Below are 3,093 nucleotides of genomic sequence, written 5' to 3'. Positions count from 1 at the left end.
CCAGCACCAGCACCCGCCCCCGCGAATCGACTGCGGTTCTGACCCTTCTGAGGCCCGGAACGGCCGCCAGAAGGGTCGGAAGTGCAGTGGATTCGGAACGGGAAGGGCAGGGTGGGGGGTCAGGCCGGGAAGCGGCGGAGGTACTCCTCGAGGGAGTCGTCCGGGCGGTCCATCCACGGCACCGGGTGCGCCGCGGCCAGCGTGCCGGTCACGGTCGAGCGGTGCCGCCGGTCGCGGAACGTCCGGACGTCCTCGATCCGGGCGTCGCGCATCTCGAGGAAGGTGCGGGCCACCGCCTCGACGTCCACCTCCGGGCAGTCCGTGTGGGAGGACAGGTCCTGGATGTACGCGCCCTGGTAGGCCAGCGCGGCCGGCGGCCCGTCGATCCGCGTCATCCGCTCGAACCAGGCGTCCATGTCGGCCCGACGCTCCTCATCGCCGGGCACCGGGACGCGGCCGAGCAGCACGTCGCGGGCGAAGAAGGCCTGCGCGTCCAGGAGCGTCAGGGTGAACAGCTGCTGGGTGGCACCCAGGTAGAGCACGCGCGGGTCGGCGTGCCAGACCACGCCCTTCCACAGCCCGAACGGGGCCAGCAGGTTCGGGCCGGCCAGCGCCAGCTCGCCCGGCAGGAAGGGGTAGTGGTGGCGGTAGCCGGTGCACAGCAGCACGGCGTCGTACTCGGCGGTGGAGCCGTCCGCGAAGGTGACCTCCGCACCGTCGAACCCCTGCACCTCGGGGGCCTCGTCCATGCCGGCCGGCCACGCGATGTCCTGCGGGCGGGCACGGTAGGCGGTGGTCACGTGGGCGGCGCCGGCGCGGTGCAGCTGCAGGGCCAGGTCCTGCCCGGAGTAGGAGGAGCCCACCACGAGCACGCGACGGCCCGTGTACGGCTCCGGGCTTCGGTAGTCGTGGGCGTGCTGGACCTGCCCGGGGAAGGTCTCCACGCCGGGCCAGGACGGCAGGTGCGGGGTGTGGAAGTGCCCGGTGGCCACCACGACGCGGTCGAACCGCTCGGTGACGGCCTCGCGCGTGACCAGGTCCTCCGAGGTCACCCCGAACCCGCCGTCGTCGAGCGGCTGCACCCAGCGGACGGCCGTGGCGAACCGGATCTGCGGGCGGATGCGCCCGGCCACCTCGGCCACCCGGCCCACGATGTAGTCCCGCATGGCCTCCCGCGGGAGGTACGAGGACACGGCGCGGCCGAAATGCGCATCGAACGGGTAGTCCGGGTACTCCATGCACTCCTTGGGCCCGTTGATCCACAGGTCCCGGTACATGGCGGAGTGCACGGGCTCGCCGTGGCGGTCCGCGCCGGTGCGCCAGTCCAGGTTCCACTGGCCGCCCCAGTCGTCCTGGCGCTCGAACGCCACGACCTCCGGGACCGCCGCCCCCGCGTCCTCGGCCAGGGCGAGGCTCCTCAGCAGGGCCATGCCGGACGGGCCGGCTCCGATCAGGGCGACGCGCTCACGCATGGGTGTCCTTCCGAGAGTGGGGGTGGGGCGGCTCGGCCCGACCGTAGCACCGGCCCCCGCGAATCGACTGCGGTTCTGACCCTTCTCCGGGGTGGAACGGCCGCCAGAAGGGTCACAAGTGCAGCGGGCCACCCGCACCATGATCGACCCGCCGAACGGGGCGCGGCGGACAAGGGTCACGGCCGCCACGGCCATGAGTCCGAGGCCGTAGAGGAGGCCGGCCGGGTCCCACATGCCCAGCACGACGCCGGACCCGGCGTCGGCAAGGTCGGCATCGTGCCGGGCGAAGACCTCCTGGGCCAGCTGGAACGCGATGCTCCGGGGAGTACTCCCAGCTTCCTCTACGGCATGCGATACTCCCATCATTCATTACTCAATTCACGCGCCGTGCATGGCAGCCGTTGGCCACAACGGCATGTGACATCACTGCGCCCTCCCGAAGGAGCATCGTGGCCCGCAAGAGCAATCCTGTGTATTACGACGCCAACGGCAATGTCGTGCAGCCCCCCGCGAAGAAGAAAGGGGGGTGTCTCAAGTACGCCCTGATCGGCCTGCTCGCCCTGATCGTGATCGCCGTCCTCGCCTCCATGATGGGCGGCGGTTCGAACAGCACCTCGGAGGGGGGCGGAGAGGCCGCCTCCCAGGGCGAGACCAGCTCCAGCGACGAGGCAGCCAAGGTCGGCCTCGGCCAGGAGTTCACCGTGGGCGACTGGGCCACGACCGTTGAGTCGGTCGATACGCCCGTCGCGAGCGTCGGCCCGTCCGGCTTCTCCACGGAGGCCCAGGGCGAGTTCGTGCCCGTGCAGATCAGCGCGAAGAACAACGCCAAGGAGGAGCGGACGTTCTTCGCCGACAGCGTGAAGCTCGTCAGCGCAGACGGGGCCGAGTACAGCTACAGCACGGACGCATCGATCTACGGCACCGAGAACGGCATGAACATCGAGCCGACCAACCCGGGCAACGTGGCCAGCGGCTACCTGTGGTTCGACGTTCCGGCAGGGACCGAGATCACCCAGGTCAAGGTCTCCGGGGGCGGCCTCTCCCTCGATCAGCCGGTGGTCGTCGAGCTCGACTGATCAGCGCGCAGACGAGGCCCCATGTCCTTCCCGGGCATGGGGCCTCGTGCGCGCTGTGAACGTTGCGCTCAGAGCGGCCTGCCCTCGGCGAGGTCGGCGTCCTCCTGGGCGAGCTTGAACGCGATGTTCGCCGCCGGCACGGAGGCGTAGACCGCGGTCTGCAGGAGGATCTCCTGGATCTCCTCCCGGGTCAGGCCGTTGCGCAGGGCGGCGCGCGGGTGCATGGCGCACTCGTCCCAGTAGCCGCCGGCCACCATGGCGGAGATGGTCACGGCTGAGCGCATCCGCCGGTCCAGACCGGGCCGCGTCCAGATCGTCCCCCATGCGTAGCGGGTGATCAGGTTCTGGAAGTCCTCGGTGGTGGCGTCCTTCCTCGCCTCGGCGCGGTCCACGTGGGCGTCGCCCAGGACCTCGCGGCGCACGGCCATGCCCGCGTCGAGCACCTCCTGGGAGGTGCGGTCCATGTCGTGCCCGATGGGCTGCTCGGCGCTCATGCGCAGTCTCTCCTCGTGGTGGGGGCGTCGTCGTGCGGGGCAGGGCGGGAG

Annotated in this window: 3 protein-coding genes; 1 reads left to right on the top strand and 2 read right to left on the bottom strand. The window is 71.0% G+C overall.

All coding sequences use genetic code 11. The features are described 5' to 3' along the window. Positions 1 to 119: 119 nt before the first annotated feature. Positions 120 to 1,472, bottom strand: coding sequence for an NAD(P)-binding domain-containing protein (locus tag J1M39_RS11900; protein ID WP_020624472.1), 1,353 nt, complete (start codon positions 1,470 to 1,472; stop codon positions 120 to 122). A gap of 449 nt (positions 1,473 to 1,921) precedes the next feature. On the opposite strand from J1M39_RS11900, the gene J1M39_RS11895 reads away from it, so the two are divergent. Continuing rightward, positions 1,922 to 2,548, top strand: coding sequence for a DUF4352 domain-containing protein (locus J1M39_RS11895; RefSeq protein WP_129867092.1), 627 nt, complete (start codon positions 1,922 to 1,924; stop codon positions 2,546 to 2,548). Between the two features lie 68 nt (positions 2,549 to 2,616). Here the strand turns inward: J1M39_RS11895 and J1M39_RS11890 are convergent, their stop codons facing one another. Beyond that, complete coding sequence (locus J1M39_RS11890; RefSeq protein WP_020625039.1) at positions 2,617 to 3,042, bottom strand: carboxymuconolactone decarboxylase family protein; 426 nt, start codon at positions 3,040 to 3,042, stop codon at positions 2,617 to 2,619. Positions 3,043 to 3,093 lie beyond the last annotated feature (51 nt).

This window comes from Micrococcus sp. KRD077 (genome assembly GCF_017168505.1).
GTDB lineage: Bacteria > Actinomycetota > Actinomycetes > Actinomycetales > Micrococcaceae > Micrococcus > Micrococcus luteus.
This window is presented reverse-complemented; position numbering and strand designations above follow the sequence as displayed.

Coding starts and splice junctions, on each gene's coding strand:
- J1M39_RS11890 (WP_020625039.1), bottom strand. CDS start 3,042: ATGAGCGCCGAGCAGCCCATCGGGCACGACATGGACCGCACCTCCCAG.
- J1M39_RS11900 (WP_020624472.1), bottom strand. CDS start 1,472: ATGCGTGAGCGCGTCGCCCTGATCGGAGCCGGCCCGTCCGGCATGGCC.